A 16,195-nucleotide genomic window follows, 5' to 3' on the forward strand; every position below is an offset into this window, starting at 1 on the left:
GTAGTCCCCGTAGGTCCAGTAGCCCCAGTAGGTCCGGCAGCCCCAGTAGGTCCGGAAGCGCCGGTAGGTCCAGTAGCCCCCGTAGCCCCAGTAGGTCCGGTAGCCCCCGTAGGTCCGGTAGCCCCCGTAGGTCCGGTAATGCCCTGGATGTCGTCATTATCTGTTCCCAGGAATGCCACATCATCTACAAATACATAAGGAGTCATGAGTGAACTGACCGGTTTACTGATTAGTATTTGTGCTTGCGTAGTAGTAGGCGGAGATTTATCGGTGGTTTGATAAATCTCTATCCAAGTATCTTCAATAGCAGAAGGAATGCTGTCATATACAATATCAACTTTTAATCCTTCCGTTAGTACGTTTTCTTGGTCATCCAGGAATAACACTTGGAATCGGATAACTGGGCTTGCTTGTAAATTACTTTTAGATAGAGAAGCGATTAGCTCATAGCTTTTATTTGGCTCTGCAGACACAATTTGAGAAAGAGTAGATTGAGTAGAACTGAATGCCATCCTGGCTGCATAATATCCAGAGTGTTTATGTGTAGAGGAGATGCTTACATTTTGGGCCTGCCAATTTGATAAATCACCTGATTCAAAGCTGCCATTTACGATTGAATTATCGATGGAGATGATAGCCACCTCCTTTCTACTCGTTTAATTTAATCGTATGCTGGCAAGGACAGCTTGTTTCAGACAGCTGTCTTTAGAAAAATAACGAATAAAAAAATGAGTGAATAATGGAGAAAAGTAAACGGACAGTCGAGACTGTCCGTTAACGAAAGGATGCTGCATTATTTCTGTATCTACTGCCGGGGTGGTCCGCGGGCAGGACGGCTTCCTGGGAGAAAAGTTTTTCTCTCAGGCTTCCTTGCTTGTACGACTTTTTATAAATCCCGCGTTTTTGCAGAACAGGAACGACTAATTCCACAAAAGCTTCTAAATCACCAGGGGTGACAAGATGGTTTAGGTTAAATCCGTCTACTCCAGATTCTTCGAATTGAAATTGGATGGCGTCAGCTACTTCTTCTGGATTTCCGACAATAATATTGGTACGGTCCAAGGTTTCAAATCGGTCGAGTACTTCCCCAACGGTCAATTTTTTAGGAGCGTCTTTTGTAAGTGTTGCCGCTTTGTAATGTCCGCCCTCTGTCTTTTTGGTGTATTCAAATGGCAAGGAGCGATCCCATTCCTCATACTCCGCAATATCGGAGCCGCTTGCACCATATTGTGCTTTGGCTGCATCCGGACTCCAATGACTGGCATATTCTGCATATTTTTGTTCCGCTTCCTCGGTAGTTTCCCCGACAATCACATTGAGGAAGGATAAAAATTTTATTTTGGAACTATCACGTCCATGTTTTGCGGCCCGTTCTTTGATGTCTTCGATATAATAACGAATCCTTTCCGGAGTCGGACCACCAACAAAAATACACTCAGCATGTTTGGCGGCGAAAGCACGACCGCGTTCTGAAGTTCCTGCCTGGTAGAGAACCGGCGTTCTTTGCGGGGATGGTTCACTAAGATGAGGACCCTCTACCCGGAAATACTTGCCACGGTGATTAATTTCGTTTACTTTATCAGGATCTATGAGAACACCTTTGTGTTTGTCCTCGATGAAAGCATCGTTTTCCCAGCTGCCTTCCCAAAGTTGATACGACACATCCAGATATTCGTCGGCGATATCATATCGCTCATCGTGTTTAATCATTTCTTCAAGACCAAAGTTTCTTGCTGCGTTTGGCAAGTAGGATGTCACGATATTCCAGGCAATCCTGCCATTGGTTAAATGGTCAAGTGTGGAAAAGCGTCTTGCATTGCCGAAGGGTGGTTCATAGGTGGTACTGACAGTAATGGCAAATGCCAGGTGTTCGGTCGCTTGAGCCATTGCCGAGACAAGCAGGGCGGGGTCGTTTACCGGTACTTGCAATCCATCCCGAATGGACGGTGCTTTACTTTTGCGGTAAACGTCGTAAATGCCGAGCACATCTGCAAAAAATACGGCATCGAATTTCCCTTTTTCTAACAAGCGGGCAAGGTCTACCCAATATTGCAAGTCTTTATAGCTGCGATGTCGCTTGGTATTTGGGTGCTTCCAAAGACCATGTGAATTATGCATCGCACTGTTCATTTCAAACGCATGTAAAATAATTTGTTTTGTCAACAGAAATCCCTCCTGAAAAAAATTGTTATTGCGATTCAAGCACTATGTTTGCCAGCGATACTTACCTTAGGTCTGATTACAGCTGCCAAGTAGCTGGCTGCCATCATGCTGATTAATCCAAGTGTGGAACTGACAAACAGGGCAATATATAAATTTGGCAGCAGGTCGAATTGCGTAAAGGCTAAATAGGACAGGGAACCGGTTAAAACGGAAACAATTGCACCGGTTTGGTTTCCTTTCTTCCAAAAGTAGCCTAGCAGGACTGGACCGAATACGCCGCTGATGATGGCCGAGAAGCTGAACTGGATTAGCATGGCCAGGGATTCTGGTCGACTTATCGACAAGTAAAGGGAAGCACCACCGACAACAATCAAAGAAGACTTAGCGATGATAACTGCGCGTTGGTCATAGTTGATGGAGGAAAGACTTGCCCGGGTTTTTTGAACCAGCGGCAAATAAATGTCATTCCCGATACTGGAAGTTATCGACAGATAAAGACTGTCTGTGCTCGAAAGCACAGCTGAAATGACTCCGACAATCATCAATGCAACAAGGATCGGTGGAAATGCTTCGATTAAATAAGCGGGCAATGCTTGATCTGCCTCGTCCAGGCCTGGAACGAGAATTCTTGCGGCAAATCCGCCGAATACGGGCAGGTATGAGATGAAAAACAGATGGACACCGCTGGAAATGACAAATGGCCGCAGTTCTTCTTCCGTTTCGATCGCCAAAATTTTGTTTAAAAGCTGAGGCATCAAAACAAAACTGATCATGAGAAATTGAATGGCCAGAACGGTCGGTACACTGTCATAAGGTCCGTCAGGCGAAAAAGTGGAAACAAGTGCAGGGTTGATGGCCGCCAATTGATCAAACATCCGGTTAAACACCTGGAAACCACCCCCGATTGTCCAGAACAATGAAGTAACAATTAAGACAGAGGTGACAGACATCAATACTCCTTGGAAAGCATCGGTGATAATTTGCGCGAACGCTCCACCAAGCCCTATGTAAACAATGGTGATGACGACTCCGATGACTACTCCCCACTCATATGGGATGCCAATAATGGTTTCAAATATCGTGGCCAATCCAACGTTTTGGCCAACAATATAATAGATATTGAACAAGAGCAGGATGGACACCAGAATTTGCAGCGTTTTGCTGTTATACCTTTTTCCCAGCCATTCCGGAAGGGTGGAAACACCGCCGTTTTGCTTTTGGTATTTCCAAAAGGTTTTGGCGAACAGAAGCAAGCCGAGCCAGGCGGTACCAAAGCTTCCCAAGGTGTACCATAATACCGAGATGCCGTATTGATAGGCAAGTCCAGGCAAACCCAAATATAAATTGGCGCTGGCAAAGGTGGCGGCAAAGCTTGCTCCGACCAGCCAGGGGCTCACTTTTCCGCGAGCAGTGGCAAAGCCTGTCATCGTCCTACTGTGTCGAGCCCCCCGGTGGCCGATATAAAAAACAACAAAAAAGTACCCAACTAAAAGTGCCACAATCATAAAAATGGTCCAGGTTGGCAATGTACTCATTTAGCTGCCTCCTTGTTTTTTGGATAAATAATCGAGCAGACAAGACTGCCAATCACCCCGAAACCTAATGCAGACAATCCATACATCAGAAACATGCTACATCCTCCTTTTATGTTTTGAGCAATTAAAAAACCTCTTTCCAAGAGAAAGAGGTTTTTTTATCCAAAATATCCAACGCCCTTTCTCTCATCTTGCAGTATCGCTACTGCAGGAATTAGCACCGTGCTTTAAGCGGTAAGAACCGCGGCGCAGCTAAACGCCCCATCTCACAATGGTATTACAGTCGGTTGCCGGGCTTCATCGGGCCAATTTCCCTCCACCTGCTCTTGATAAGAGACAACTTATTTTATTTGGTTTTCAATTAATTAGGAATTATATTACCAGTGGTACCGATCACTGTCAACACATAATTCTGAATATTCGTTTATCTATTTGGTTGATACTTATCATTATTGTTACCACGCCTGACTATGGGATGCCTTTGATTCTCTGGTGATAGATTCTGCTTCTATTTTTTCGATAAGATGCATAGAAATAGAATAAATAAAAGCAGAGGAGGAAGTGGAGTGGGCGGGAAGGCGTTATTGGACGAGCTCGAAGATCAACTATTAAAAATGTGTGTTTCTTATGGAATTGAAGCCACTCAATCGAAGGATTTGATGCAGTTATGGGCAGAGCTGGTAGAAAATTTGGATCAGGGGACTAAGCGGCTGCTATATCTTCAATTGCAGAAAGATGTAGCTAATAGAAAAGGAGTTATCTTTCAACAAATGCTTGATCGGTTACAACAAGAAGAACTGTCTTTTTCTATAAAAAGTTATCGGACAGGTTAATAGCCTTTTAACAGTAGATTTGCGCCGGAAGCCATCCATTCTTTTGATGGGTACAAGTGATTAGGTAGAATAAAAAACATGAACGCACAAGCGTTCATGTTTTTTAGTGCTTCTCAAGGTTGGTTGACCTGCATGATAGAATGATGGCGCAAGGATACCTCCACTCTTTTTCTTTTAACGGTTCATCACTGGAGGGCAAAGCTTTTCCAGATTGGTTGACTGCCATTCCTATTTGTTATTACCACCAAAATAGTGATGAATTGCCTGGCTCAAGCTGGTAACAGTCTTGGCTTTTAAAAAACGGCGAAGGTTGTTGATTGCTTGTGCATGTTTTGGTTTAACCCCGCATAGTACTATTTCCTGTCCCATAAGATGGATTGTGTTCATCAGTTCTTCCAGACTATTGATTCCTTCCCTGCTTATGTTTCCGACGGCGGTAAAATCAAATAGCAAGTAATCGATGGAGGAATCATAGATGAAGCGGAGGATGTCCGTTTTAATGATATCCAGTTTTTCTGGGGGTAAGTCGCCAAAGAATGGAACAAGCGCAACATCTTCATCAAGCGGGATGACAGGGCCAGAAAGTTTGTTTACTCGTTCAATCGCGTCTTCCAGTTCTTCTTTCTTTGCCAACAGTTCAAAATCCGTGCTATTCAATCTGTCTCTCAATTTCTGGAGCTGGTCTGTAATTTTCTCCGTCTTTTCTGGAGCCTCAAAACAAATAATATGGCCATCCTCACTGTTCCAGTGAATATTTACTTCATAAGCTGCTGAAGGATTATTTTTCGTTTTTAAATTCAGCTCTACATTGTTATCGACTATTTCCGGATAGATGTTACTTCTGGCTTTTTCCATGCTTTCCTCATCCACAAGACTTAAAAACCCATCTCCAATCATAAATAGCTGTTTTGCCTTATCAGACATGGAAAGGATGTCTAGGTTTTTATTGATCTTAAAATAAGGAAGAGGCAGGTATTCAGCTTGCTCCATCAACCTCAACCTCCTCTCGCGAAGGATCCAGCCATTGATTCAATGTATGAAGGTTGTCAAAAATGGCTGTTTCTTTACTCGTAAATTTGGATAAACCATGAATCCCGGCGAGGCGGCCGCCCACGATGACTTTGAGATGAAATGGCAAACTCTCCAAATCATCGATGTATTTTTTTAATAGTGGAAGCCGGTAGGAAAGGGCAGCAGATAATCCGATAACATCTGGTTTCCAGTCGGTTGCCTGTTGTAGCGCATACTCCAATGGCAGATTGGCTCCGAGCAGTCTTGTCTTCCAGCTTTTTTCCGCGCAAAGTGCCACAAAACCCGAAGCTTGATCTACCAATCTGGATCGATTTTGATAGATGGCAATAACTTCTTCTGATTTTTCCGAAGGTACTTCGAATATGGAATGGACGATATACATATGGACACCCTTCGTTTCTGTTAAATTAAATATTTTCGAATATACCGATTACAATCATCCTATCATGAATCATCTTTGTCTATAAACCTATAAGCATAACGGTGGAAGGAGTTTCCTGAATGGGAATTTTAATGGGAATGTTGCGGACAGAATGGGGATGATCAACTGGAAAGCTAGCTATATGGAAGAGGTAATCAAAGCGAAAGCAGTTTGCTTCCGAATAAGAGCATAATAAAAGCATCGCTGCTCAGGAGGCAACTGAAAAAGTTCTTTCAACCTTCCGCGAATCGCTTGTCGGTGGATGCTTGCCGCGGGCACGGCCTCAGCTAACTTGGTCAAGAAAATCACTTGACCAAGTGGATCTTCGGCTAGCGCTGTTCCTGCGGCGTCACCATCGCTCGCATCGTGGAATTACCAAGGGTCAATCTTTTTATTTAATTTAAAAAAGAAAATCACTCTTTTTTCTTGTACTGTTATAAACATGGTGCCAAAACCAAAAGTTATTCGGTCAGCTTAAAATCTGGAGAACATATCGCTCAACTCACCTTTCAAAACAGTGATACCTTTAAAGAAAGGGCGAAGGAACGATATAAGATTAAAGCTAAAAATAGCGAATGGAAGCATAGACACGGATATGAGGCCGCCTCATCTTCGGGTCTCGAAGGCATGCGCGTTCAAGGTGCGATGCGATTTTCAACGGCAAACGTAAAACGAATCGTTAACTAATGAAGGAATAGAGGCACAAACCTTAAAAATTAGACGAAAAGCGGTCAGTATGGAATAATTTCCGCACAGACCGCTTGTTTAAAATTCTACCTAGCATAAAACTTCGGTTTTTCAGTGGTCACCTTCTCAGCCATGCTTTTTCATCGTTTTAAAAAGATCCTTCATGAATCGTTTCATCGAGTGGGCGACGGGGAGAAGGCTGTTCTCTTTCTTGAAGGTTTACCGGCAAAGCGGATTTTTGGCCCTGGTAGCCAATGGCGACCACGGCGTGTAGCGCGTATTTATCCGGGATATTTAAAACCTTCCGGGCTTTTTCTTTGTCGAAACCACCCATTGGATGGGTTACAAGCCCTTTTAAGGAAGCTTGTAAAGACAGATAGCCCCAAGCAGCGCCCGTGTCAAAGGCATGGGCTGCATTTTCTCCCATTTTATCATCCGTTTTCTCCGAAATGATCAAGGTAAGCACTGGCGCTTTCTCACACCAAGTCAGATTACCAGGCAAAATAAAAGAATGGAATTTTTCCAGATCGTCCTTTGTTCTTGCTACGACAAACCGCCAAGGTTGAATGTTGAGAGCAGAAGGTGCCCAGCGTGCTGCCTCAAATACACTGAATAAAATCTCGTCTGGGACGGCCTTATCCAAAAAGGAGCGCGGAGACCAGCGGTTGATAAATAACGGGTCTATATCGTAACCGGCTTTCCGGTACTTTTCTATTTCCGGTACTACTTTCGCAGAACTCATCTAATATCCCCCTTTTGTTTATTTCCGAGTGTTAGAATAAGTATAAAAAAGTTTGAATTTGACAGCAAGATAAATGCTTACCGATCAACTCGGAATTAAAAAAACGGACAACAGATTCAATCTGTTGTCCGTTTTTTTATAAGTCTCAAGGTTTGAGTACGACTTTGATGCAACCATCTTCCTTTTTATCGAATAATCGATAGGATTCTGCTGCATCGTCCAGACTGACTTTGTGGGTAATGATGTCCGTCGGATCGAAAACCCCGTTTTCTACCATCTGATACAATTCCGGCATGAAATGAATGACGGGAGCCTGTCCGGCCTTTACGGTAACATTGCGGGAGAAAATCGAATTCATCGGATAAGCTGTAGCAGGCGCTCCATACACGCCCGTCAATTGGATCGTACCGAATTTTTTTACGGAGTGTGCTGCCGTGATAATCGGGTCAATCGTACCAACTTGCCCTGCGAGTGTCTTTACGTGGTCTTTCATGGTGACTTTCCCATCCATTCCGACGCAGTCGATAACCACTTCAGCTCCGCCTCGAGTAATTTCATGTAAATGGTTGCCCATATCGCTGAATTCCTCGAAATTATACACTTCGACGTTGTTGGTTCGTTTAGCGTGCTCCAGCCGGTAAGGGACATGATCGACAGCAATTACGCGGTTTGCACCTTTCAACCAGGCGAATTTTTGCATTAACAATCCGACTGGGCCTGCACCGAGGACGATTACAGTATCTCCTTCTTTAACGCCACTTCCGACGACACTCCAGTAAGCGGTTGGAACAATATCGGAGAGAAACAACAAACTTTCATCCTCAAGTTCGCTGCTTTCAGGTACTACAAAAGAAGAAAAATCTGCATAAGGCACACGTAAGTATTCGGCCTGTCCACCGGGATAGTTGCCGTACATTTCCGAATAACCGAAGTAGGCACCTGTATCACGGTGCGGGTTTGCATTGTCGCACTGGCTTTCCATTTGGTTTTTACAAAAGTGGCATTCGCCACAACCCACATTGAATGGAATAACGACACGGTCGCCTTTCTTTACCTTTTTAACATCCGGTCCCACTTCTTCGACTATTCCCATTGGTTCATGGCCGATTACATAATCGTCTCCGAGAGGGATATGTCCATGATATAAATGTAAATCGGAACCGCAAATGGCGGTGGATGTAATCCGGACAATCATATCGTCTCCAGTTGTGATCGAAGGATCTGCGACATTTTTCACTTCTACTTTTTCTTTGCCCTGATTGGTTACTGCTTTCACTCGCTCACACACCTTTCCATACGTGTTGCTTGTCTATTGCCGTAGGCGACCGATTTGAAACCTTTTCTGTTTTACGTCAATAAACATTACGATAGAGAAGAGGGTGAAGTTCGAAAATGAAAAAACCGCCCTCTGTGGACGGTTTTCATAAACTGCTGCCAAATTATAAAATTTTACTTAAAAAGGATTGTGTGCGTTCATTTTGAGGATGGAGAAATACCTGCTCTGGATCACCTTCCTCTTGAATGATTCCTTCATCCATGAAAATAACGCGATCTCCGACTTCACGTGCAAACCCCATCTCATGGGTGACAACAACCATGGTCATGCCTTCGTTTGCAAGGTCTTTCATGACCTGTAGTACTTCACCGACCAACTCGGGGTCTAATGCGGAAGTAGGCTCGTCAAACAACATATATTCCGGATTCATCGCCAGGGCACGAGCGATGGCAACCCTTTGTTTTTGTCCACCGGAAAGGCTCTCCGGGTATGCTTCGGCCTTATCAGATAACCCAACCTTTTCAAGTAATGGTATCGCCACATCCTTGGCTTCCTTCTCTGACATCCTTTTTACTTTTATGGGAGCAAGCGTGATATTTTCCAATACGGTTTTGTGTGGAAAAAGATTGAAATGCTGAAAAACCATCCCGACGTTGGTACGCAATTTATTGATATCAGTTGACGGGTCTGTCAAATCGGTCCCGTCGATGATTACCTGACCAGATGTGATGTCTTCCAAAAGGTTCAGGCAGCGCAGCAGTGTACTTTTTCCGGAACCAGACGGGCCTATGACACATACAACTTCTTTTTGGTTGATAGTGGCGTTGATTCCTGAGAGCACTTCAACGTCACCAAACGATTTATGCAAGTCTTTGATTTCAATCATTTATACATCCAGCTTCCTTTCTAAACGTCGTAAAATGATAGAGGTAGGAATCGTGATGATCAGATAAAGGACACAAACCATCACAAGAGTTTCGAAAATCTCGTAAGTCACATTGTAGTACTGTTTTCCCATGTAAAGTACTTCATGAACAGCGATAACAGAAAACAAAGAAGTGTCCTTCAAGCTGATGACAAACTGATTTCCAAGCGGCGGGATCATTCGTTTGAAAGCTTGGGGCCAAACGATATAGCGCATGGTTTGTTTTTCGGTAAGGCCAAGAGATCGACCGGCTTCACGCTGTCCTTTTTCGATCGAATAAACAGCCCCACGGACGATTTCGGCTATGTAAGCAGCGGCATTGATCGTGATTGCGACGATTGCTGCGGTCAGGGCATTGATGCTGAGCCCGATCAAATCCTCTGTCAGCCCATAATAGATGAACAATACTTGAGCCAAGATCGGTGTACCTCGTACGACTTCTACATAAACGGTACAAATGCCCTGTATCAGTTTGTTTTTTGAAAGCTTGCCGAGCCCGACTATCCCGCCAAGGATAAAGCCAAGGAATAAACCGGCTATCGTTATTAACAAGGTCATTTTCAACCCTTCAAACAGGGTTGGCAGTGAGTTTATATATGGTGAATCCATTATTGCTTCAATCATGCATGCATCTCCCCTTGATTGACAAGGCGCCTGAAAGCAGAATCATCATCCTGCCAGACGCACGTTTTTATTTACGTTGCTTTTGATGAAAAGCGACAACAGCCTTTCTAAAAAATAGCGTAACAAGCTTTCGCTTGTTACGCCTGATACTTGCTGTTCTGGATCTGCCGGCTTATTCTGCAGGCTCCGTGCCGAACCATTTTTTATAGATTTCATCGTAAGTACCATTTTCTTTTAGAGTTGCCAACGCCTCGTTTACTGGGTCAACCAGCTCGGAGTCTTTCGGGAACGCAATACCGTAAGGCTGTCCTTCCATTACATCGCCAACCGTTTTTAGCTTTCCTTCGGCATTTTCCTTGATATAATATTGAACGTTCGGCAAGTCATAAAGTACGGCATCAAGGCGGTCTTTTTCCAGATTCATATAAGCTGTTACGATTTCCGGATAGGCTACGACTTCGGCATCCGTGTTAGCGTTCAAATAGGATTCACTCGTTGAACCTTGTCGGGTACCGACTTTCAAGCCATCGACATCATTAATTGACTGGACATCCGATTCTTCCGGTACCGTAAGGATCAAACCTGAATCATAATAGGAGTCGGAAAAGGAAATCGTTTCTTTTCGCTCATCGGTAATTGAAATACCGGCGATTCCGATTGGAAATTTCCCTGATTGCATGGAGGCAATCAAACCATCGAATTCCATTGTTTCAAATTCTACATTAAAGCCTGCCTCATCGGCGATTGCCTTAATCAAATCGATATCGAAACCTTCCATTTCTCCGGTTTCAGGATTTTTATATTCGAATGGCTGGAAGTTGGCATCGGTGGCCACTGTATAGGTTTCGCCATCTTTGGATTCTCCCGATGTTTCGTCTGAGCCGCAAGCTGCTAACATTAATAAAGATAGTAACAGTGCAAATATACCTACATATGCTTTTTTCATGCTTTTGCTATCCCCCTTGTATATTTTGAATACCCTTCCATTATCCCAAATATTTTGAAAATCATAAATTTTCAAAAACATAGAAATAATAGAGTTAAGTTTGATATTTTATCATGAGAACCATATAGCAGCGATATGATGCAAAATAGCTGTAGGTTTGTTTGTTTTTCTATGAAATACAAATGAATAGAGCACAAAGACAGTTTTAAGGATTACTTTGGAGAGCATAAAATTTTTTATTGGAAATCCAGCAAGTTGGTTGAAGAAAAACAGAAAATGTATTATTATTTTCTATGTGCTTTTAAAGACTCGCTGGTGTAGCACAGTTGGTAGTGCACTTCACTCGTAATGAAGGGGTCGGAGGTTCGAGTCCTCTCACCAGCACTTGTATATGGAGAAGTACCCAAGTCCGGCTGAAGGGGATGCACTCGAAATGCATTAGGGCGGGTTACCGCCGCGTGGGTTCGAATCCCACCTTCTCCGCCACTTATTTTTATTTCGTCCTTCTTTTTCCACTCTCTTTTCTTCTGAATTTCTCTTCATTGATTTATTACTTTTCATTACTCCTTATGAGCAACCTGTTTTTCAAGTGAATTTTTTGTATAATGAGCGGTAGACTACATCAGGAAGTGAGGCGGTATATGTGCATATAGGAATTATCAACTTTGAAATGGCGCCAGCCGGAGTAAATCAACTTTTACATAAAGTGATTTCTGAGCTTTTGTATACCCATACAGTCACTGGGGTCAGACTAGATCAACGGTCCGGCGTGCTTACTTATAAAAATTTTGCCGAAGAAAACATTTCAGGAGCATTTGTGGATTTTAAAAATGTCTTGCAGCTTTCACCGCTTTCAGAGGATTTATCTGTATACGACGCCCTCGGAGAATTTGACGCCATACTAGCGATTGGACCGCAGCAGGTAGCATCGATGGTCGAAATGCTTCGGGAAAGGCTCGGGGAAACGAGATGCTTATTTATCCCCGTGTCGATATACAACAATGTGGAAGGGACTGATCTGTCTTTAGGTTATGACACGGCACTCAATTATATGATTGAAAGTATCCTGCGCATTCGCGATACGATTGATTCTTTGAAGTATCCTAACCCTCGTTTGCTGGGGGTTCAACTCGGAGCCAAAGCGCCAAAGCACGTACTTGATGAAGTAGCGCTGGCAGTCAATGGGCATGTCCTGCATCACGACTTCGATGATGGGGATGTTCTAGCATTGAAAACCAAGTTGCAGAAAGAATTTGCTCTTGGACATACCCATGCATTTTTGCTGTTTGACGAGCGAATCGCTGCGGAACGAATTCCGAACGAACTTTTGGTGGACATCGCAATCGATTGGAAGACGCATGGTATCGATGAAGCTCTCTGTATGGGACCGGATCCGACTGCACAGGACCGCATCATTGCCATGAAACTTGCCGGGGCAATCCTTGAATGGGTGGAAAATAACCGGACAGGCGGGAAATTGTTATTTCAAGCGAAAGAGGCGCAGTTACAATTAGATTAACGAAAATTCAGGTTTGTTAATAAGATCGGGAAGGCTGTCGTGATTTCTGACCTTATGAAATCTATTATCAAGTTTCCTTCTATCGATCAGCAAATGAAAATAACTCCAATAAGTTAACCAAACTGAAAAGTCCTTTCTAATCTAGAAGAAATTTAAAAAGTTTGTTGTTGATTCTCACGAATCGCTTATCGGTGGATGCTTGCCGCGGGCACGGCCTCAGCTAACTTGGTCAAGAAGATCACTTAACCAAGTGGATCTTCGGCTCGCGCTGTTCCCGCAGGCGTCACCACCGAACGTTTATCGTGGAATCAACAGAGGATAAATGATAAAGAAGTGACTTTCTTTAAATTCTAAAAGAAAGTCACTCTTTTTCTTGTACACTGAAAACCATCTATACATTGTCTGATGGGGATCTCGTGGAACGAGCTCAGGTAGACATGTCCTTCAAATATTTCCTTGAAATGGCACCAGAAGATGACGTCATTGATCCCAGCTTATTAGCTTACTTCCGTCGTAAACGTCTGAAAGACACAAACCTTTTAGATCTCCTGATTGGAAAAACCGTAGAGGTCGCTCTTGAGAAAGGCGTGATTCAATCGAAGTCTCTTATCCTTGATGCGACACACACCAAGGCTCGATACAATCAAACATCCTCTCAAGAAGTATTACGTAGCCGTTCCAAGAACGTCCGTAAAATGATTTATTCTATCGATGAATCCATGAAGAAAAAATTTCCTGAGAAACCAACCGAAGATACGCTTAAAGCTGAGCTGGACTATTCAGAACGTCTTGTCGAAGTCATATGTATGGAAATTAAATTCCATACATACCGCTTTTTAAAATTCTACTTTTCAAAGACCTTCAGTTTTTCAGTGGCCTCGTTACGGTTAGCTTTCTTTTTCCCGGTTGCTTTTATTATCTTTGGCCAGCCTGTGGTCGATAGGACGGACTTGTTCCTGCCAGCCGCCACGTCTTAGCTTTCCCTTAACTTGAATAGTTCAATGACATTAAAACCGGAAGGACTTTTTACCGCTAGAAGCCTAAATGGAAGCTCAAGCGGGTATTTCCCTAGTAAAGGCGAGGAGGTAAATCGATGAAGACATACCATAGCATTGATTTCGGCAAGTTTCTGGCTATGCTGGGAATTGTTTATATACATGCTCAGGCATTTGCATCTGTTCAACTTGCTGCCGGCTTTGACGGCGAGCAGCTGGACATCATTTTAAAGGTGCTGGCAAGGTTTAGTGTACCCTTTTTCTTTATTGCCTCCGGCTTTTTATTCACCATGAAAACAAACAGCAATGATAGGGCGTTTGGTTATTTTTTATCCTACACGAAAAAACTGCTGTTATTGTATGTTACCTGGTTTATCGTTTATGCGGTTTACGATTATGCGAAAATTGCCTGGGAGAGTGGGGGAATGGTTAATCAACAGACTGAAGATTATGTCGGCGGTTTGCTTACGAAGGAGTTTTTTGTTTACGGTGTAAGCAACACACAGTATCACCTTTGGTTTTTACCGGCACTGATTTGGGCGACTATTATTCTCTATTGTTTTATGCGGATGCAGGCGGTTNCCACCGAACGTTTATCGTGGAATCAACAGAGGATAAATGATAAAGAAGTGACTTTCTTTAAATTCTAAAAGAAAGTCACTCTTTTTCTTGTACACTGAAAACCATCTATACATTGTCTGATGGGGATCTCGTGGAACGAGCTCAGGTAGACATGTCCTTCAAATATTTCCTTGAAATGGCACCAGAAGATGACGTCATTGATCCCAGCTTATTAGCTTACTTCCGTCGTAAACGTCTGAAAGACACAAACCTTTTAGATCTCCTGATTGGAAAAACCGTAGAGGTCGCTCTTGAGAAAGGCGTGATTCAATCGAAGTCTCTTATCCTTGATGCGACACACACCAAGGCTCGATACAATCAAACATCCTCTCAAGAAGTATTACGTAGCCGTTCCAAGAACGTCCGTAAAATGATTTATTCTATCGATGAATCCATGAAGAAAAAATTTCCTGAGAAACCAACCGAAGATACGCTTAAAGCTGAGCTGGACTATTCAGAACGTCTTGTCGAAGTCATATGTATGGAAATTAAATTCCATACATACCGCTTTTTAAAATTCTACTTTTCAAAGACCTTCAGTTTTTCAGTGGCCTCGTTACGGTTAGCTTTCTTTTTCCCGGTTGCTTTTATTATCTTTGGCCAGCCTGTGGTCGATAGGACGGACTTGTTCCTGCCAGCCGCCACGTCTTAGCTTTCCCTTAACTTGAATAGTTCAATGACATTAAAACCGGAAGGACTTTTTACCGCTAGAAGCCTAAATGGAAGCTCAAGCGGGTATTTCCCTAGTAAAGGCGAGGAGGTAAATCGATGAAGACATACCATAGCATTGATTTCGGCAAGTTTCTGGCTATGCTGGGAATTGTTTATATACATGCTCAGGCATTTGCATCTGTTCAACTTGCTGCCGGCTTTGACGGCGAGCAGCTGGACATCATTTTAAAGGTGCTGGCAAGGTTTAGTGTACCCTTTTTCTTTATTGCCTCCGGCTTTTTATTCACCATGAAAACAAACAGCAATGATAGGGCGTTTGGTTATTTTTTATCCTACACGAAAAAACTGCTGTTATTGTATGTTACCTGGTTTATCGTTTATGCGGTTTACGATTATGCGAAAATTGCCTGGGAGAGTGGGGGAATGGTTAATCAACAGACTGAAGATTATGTCGGCGGTTTGCTTACGAAGGAGTTTTTTGTTTACGGTGTAAGCAACACACAGTATCACCTTTGGTTTTTACCGGCACTGATTTGGGCGACTATTATTCTCTATTGTTTTATGCGGATGCAGGCGGTTAGTCTGTTGCTGGTTATCAGCTTTGCTCTGCACTTGTTTGGGTTGACCGGCCAAGGCTATTCCTTGTTATATGATATACCCTTTAACACAAGAGACCCGTTCTTTTTCGGTTTGTTTTATGTGGCTCTTGGAAGCTTTTTGGCACTTAAGCACGAAAAGGCAGAAATCCTCGCTTCGCGGGTTAGCGGGGTTATTTATATGTCGGCCATACCATTTCTGCTTTTCCTTCAGCTTATGGAGCGTAACTGGACGATGGAACATTTGGGGGGGATCCATGAAGAATACTTCCTTTCTACGATTCCGTTAAGTCTGTTGATATTTGCTGCTTTAATGAAATTTCGAACCATCGGGGAGGCAACTCATTACAATCGAATCGGAAGGAATACAATCGGAATATTTGTCATTCATCCTCTGATCATCAGTGTGACGCATCTTTGTTTGGCGGCTGCCGGACTAGAATGGTGGAAGGAGCATCTATTATACGGTTTATTATTTTTTCCTTTCGTTTATTTCAGTTCCTACTTTATCTATCGATTGATTCAATTGGGGAAGCAGCGACTATATCGTTTTGTGAAAATCCCCCTGATTGGAAGGGAGCGAAACCTAAGAAGTTGGTTTCGTTAAT

The 16,195-nt window shown here is 43.2% G+C and carries 14 protein-coding genes, 2 tRNA genes, 3 pseudogenes and 1 riboswitch; of the genes and pseudogenes, 9 read left to right on the forward strand and 10 right to left on the reverse strand.

Annotated elements, in window-relative coordinates; translation table 11 throughout:
• The 3 genes from BN1067_RS08150 to BN1067_RS08160 all read right to left on the reverse strand — a co-directional run.
• On the reverse strand, window positions 1–641 hold a 641-nt coding region (locus BN1067_RS08150), incomplete at its 3' end, for an NTTRR-F1 domain (RefSeq protein WP_199868490.1).
• A gap of 133 nt (window positions 642–774) precedes the next feature.
• Window positions 775–2,163 (reverse strand): LLM class flavin-dependent oxidoreductase, encoded by a 1,389-nt coding sequence (locus BN1067_RS08155; protein WP_053218391.1) that lies wholly within the window; start codon window positions 2,161–2,163, stop codon window positions 775–777.
• Window positions 2,164–2,198: 35 nt separating this feature from the next.
• Window positions 2,199–3,698: a sodium:solute symporter family protein gene (locus BN1067_RS08160; protein WP_053218392.1), complete on the reverse strand. Its 1,500-nt coding sequence runs from the start codon at window positions 3,696–3,698 to the stop codon at window positions 2,199–2,201.
• Window positions 3,699–3,881: 183 nt separating this feature from the next.
• Window positions 3,882–4,034: riboswitch (SAM riboswitch) on the reverse strand.
• Window positions 4,035–4,264: 230 nt separating this feature from the next.
• Here BN1067_RS08160 and BN1067_RS08165 point away from each other — a divergent pair.
• Window positions 4,265–4,531 carry a hypothetical protein gene (locus BN1067_RS08165; RefSeq protein ID WP_053218393.1) on the forward strand — a complete coding sequence of 89 codons (267 nt, stop codon included), beginning with the start codon at window positions 4,265–4,267 and terminating at the stop codon, window positions 4,529–4,531.
• A 228-nt stretch (window positions 4,532–4,759) separates the two neighbouring features.
• Here BN1067_RS08165 and BN1067_RS08170 read toward each other — a convergent pair whose 3' ends face one another.
• Both BN1067_RS08170 and BN1067_RS20140 read right to left on the reverse strand, forming a co-directional pair.
• Window positions 4,760–5,521, reverse strand: a complete 762-nt coding sequence (locus BN1067_RS08170; RefSeq protein WP_053218394.1) for an STAS domain-containing protein — start codon at window positions 5,519–5,521, stop codon at window positions 4,760–4,762.
• Window positions 5,508–5,945, reverse strand: coding sequence for a cobalamin-dependent protein (locus BN1067_RS20140; protein WP_053218395.1), 438 nt, complete (start codon window positions 5,943–5,945; stop codon window positions 5,508–5,510). The genes BN1067_RS08170 and BN1067_RS20140 overlap by 14 nt, the downstream gene beginning before the upstream one ends.
• 471 nt (window positions 5,946–6,416) lie before the next feature.
• On the opposite strand from BN1067_RS20140, the pseudogene BN1067_RS20145 reads away from it, so the two are divergent.
• Window positions 6,417–6,671 (forward strand): annotated as a pseudogene (locus tag BN1067_RS20145) (IS5/IS1182 family transposase); the annotation flags it as partial.
• A 148-nt stretch (window positions 6,672–6,819) separates the two neighbouring features.
• Here BN1067_RS20145 and BN1067_RS08180 read toward each other — a convergent pair.
• The 5 genes from BN1067_RS08180 to BN1067_RS08195 all read right to left on the reverse strand — a co-directional run bounded on the left by BN1067_RS08180 (window position 6,820) and on the right by BN1067_RS08195 (window position 11,184).
• Complete coding sequence (locus BN1067_RS08180; RefSeq protein WP_053218396.1) at window positions 6,820–7,413, reverse strand: nitroreductase family protein; 594 nt, start codon at window positions 7,411–7,413, stop codon at window positions 6,820–6,822.
• A 145-nt stretch (window positions 7,414–7,558) separates the two neighbouring features.
• Window positions 7,559–8,689, reverse strand: a complete 1,131-nt coding sequence (locus tag BN1067_RS08185) for a zinc-dependent alcohol dehydrogenase (RefSeq protein ID WP_053218397.1) — start codon at window positions 8,687–8,689, stop codon at window positions 7,559–7,561.
• Between the two features lie 163 nt (window positions 8,690–8,852).
• The gene (locus tag BN1067_RS19830; RefSeq protein ID WP_053218398.1) at window positions 8,853–9,575 is read right to left on the reverse strand and encodes an amino acid ABC transporter ATP-binding protein; all 723 of its coding nucleotides are present in this window, start codon (window positions 9,573–9,575) and stop codon (window positions 8,853–8,855) included.
• On the reverse strand, window positions 9,576–10,238 hold the full coding sequence (locus BN1067_RS19835) for an amino acid ABC transporter permease (protein ID WP_053218399.1): 663 nt from the start codon (window positions 10,236–10,238) through the stop codon (window positions 9,576–9,578).
• 172 nt (window positions 10,239–10,410) lie between these two features.
• The gene (locus BN1067_RS08195; protein WP_053218400.1) at window positions 10,411–11,184 is read right to left on the reverse strand and encodes a transporter substrate-binding domain-containing protein; all 774 of its coding nucleotides are present in this window, start codon (window positions 11,182–11,184) and stop codon (window positions 10,411–10,413) included.
• A gap of 311 nt (window positions 11,185–11,495) precedes the next feature.
• On the opposite strand from BN1067_RS08195, the gene BN1067_RS08200 reads away from it, so the two are divergent.
• The 7 genes and pseudogenes from BN1067_RS08200 (at window position 11,496) to BN1067_RS08230 (ending at window position 16,194) form a co-directional block, all read left to right on the forward strand.
• A tRNA-Thr gene (locus BN1067_RS08200) sits at window positions 11,496–11,568 on the forward strand.
• Between the two features lie 9 nt (window positions 11,569–11,577).
• Window positions 11,578–11,670: transfer RNA gene (locus BN1067_RS08205), tRNA-Ser, on the forward strand.
• A 157-nt stretch (window positions 11,671–11,827) separates the two neighbouring features.
• On the forward strand, window positions 11,828–12,703 hold the full coding sequence (locus tag BN1067_RS08210; protein WP_053218401.1) for a 6-phosphofructokinase: 876 nt from the start codon (window positions 11,828–11,830) through the stop codon (window positions 12,701–12,703).
• A 380-nt stretch (window positions 12,704–13,083) separates the two neighbouring features.
• Window positions 13,084–13,506, forward strand: a pseudogene (locus BN1067_RS08215) (transposase); the annotation flags it as partial.
• Window positions 13,507–13,796: 290 nt separating this feature from the next.
• Entirely contained in the window at window positions 13,797–14,348 is a 552-nt protein-coding gene (locus tag BN1067_RS08220; RefSeq protein ID WP_053218403.1) for an acyltransferase family protein, read from the forward strand.
• A 26-nt stretch (window positions 14,349–14,374) separates the two neighbouring features.
• Window positions 14,375–14,797 (forward strand): annotated as a pseudogene (locus tag BN1067_RS08225) (transposase); the annotation flags it as partial.
• Window positions 14,798–15,087: 290 nt separating this feature from the next.
• Entirely contained in the window at window positions 15,088–16,194 is a 1,107-nt protein-coding gene (locus BN1067_RS08230; protein ID WP_053218404.1) for an acyltransferase family protein, read from the forward strand.
• The last annotated feature ends 1 nt before the right edge of the window (window position 16,195 follow it).

Origin of the sequence: Virgibacillus senegalensis (assembly GCF_000821245.2) — a bacterium.
GTDB lineage: Bacteria > Bacillota > Bacilli > Bacillales > Amphibacillaceae > Sediminibacillus > Sediminibacillus senegalensis.

Coding starts and splice junctions, on each gene's coding strand:
- BN1067_RS08160 (WP_053218392.1), bottom strand. CDS start 3,698: ATGAGTACATTGCCAACCTGGACCATTTTTATGATTGTGGCACTTTTA.
- BN1067_RS08170 (WP_053218394.1), bottom strand. CDS start 5,521: ATGGAGCAAGCTGAATACCTGCCTCTTCCTTATTTTAAGATCAATAAA.
- BN1067_RS20140 (WP_053218395.1), bottom strand. CDS start 5,945: ATGTATATCGTCCATTCCATATTCGAAGTACCTTCGGAAAAATCAGAA.
- BN1067_RS08180 (WP_053218396.1), bottom strand. CDS start 7,413: ATGAGTTCTGCGAAAGTAGTACCGGAAATAGAAAAGTACCGGAAAGCC.
- BN1067_RS19830 (WP_053218398.1), bottom strand. CDS start 9,575: ATGATTGAAATCAAAGACTTGCATAAATCGTTTGGTGACGTTGAAGTG.
- BN1067_RS19835 (WP_053218399.1), bottom strand. CDS start 10,238: ATGATTGAAGCAATAATGGATTCACCATATATAAACTCACTGCCAACC.
- BN1067_RS08195 (WP_053218400.1), bottom strand. CDS start 11,184: ATGAAAAAAGCATATGTAGGTATATTTGCACTGTTACTATCTTTATTA.
- BN1067_RS08230 (WP_053218404.1), top strand. CDS start 15,088: ATGAAGACATACCATAGCATTGATTTCGGCAAGTTTCTGGCTATGCTG.